The following is a 578-nucleotide window of genomic DNA, read 5'->3' on the forward strand; positions in this document are numbered from 1 at the left end:
GTCCACCTCGTTACGCAGCTCCTTTAAAGCTATCAACTGGGCATCAGAATTCTCCGGCTGAGTTTTCAGGTCAGTTACCGCCGCCTGCACCACGGCTATCTGGTCACGGTTGGTGAAAAAGGAGAGCACCATTCCGGCACCCCACAATAAGCCCAGCACCATCAGGCCACGACCGACGGTCTGTGCGCGGGGCATGCCCACCCGCCGACCGTGGAAACGATGGCTGCCCTCCAACACCCCCTGCCAGGCAGTGTCGGGCAGCCAAATCTGCGGGAGGCTGGTCTTTATCGCCCGGAGCGGCAAACTAAACATCAGACCGCGCAGCGACACCACATCGCCATACTCCGCTAACCACGGCGTCAGGACCTGTTGCCAGTGCGCAATCCCCCCCTGTTTTAAGTTGGCGGACAGACGACAGAGAAAATCGTGGGCCGTTTTCTCCAACAGTTGCTGCATCCCGCGCTTGCGCAACGGGTCAACCAATTCTTGCAACTGTGTCGCCACGATATCCGGGGTACAGCGTTCAGGAAAAAAGCAGCCGACGGCCTGAGTGATACGGTCTTCCTGCGACCAGTTGC

Annotated in this window: 1 pseudogene; it reads right to left on the bottom strand. The window is 59.0% G+C overall.

Annotation, left to right across the window (positions count from 1 at the left end):
• Positions 1-492: pseudogene (locus EAE91_RS23725) on the bottom strand (ImcF-related family protein); the annotation flags it as partial.
• Between the last annotated feature and the right edge of the window lie 86 nt (positions 493-578).

The sequence above is a fragment of the Photorhabdus noenieputensis genome, from assembly GCF_018448935.1.
GTDB lineage: Bacteria > Pseudomonadota > Gammaproteobacteria > Enterobacterales > Enterobacteriaceae > Photorhabdus > Photorhabdus noenieputensis.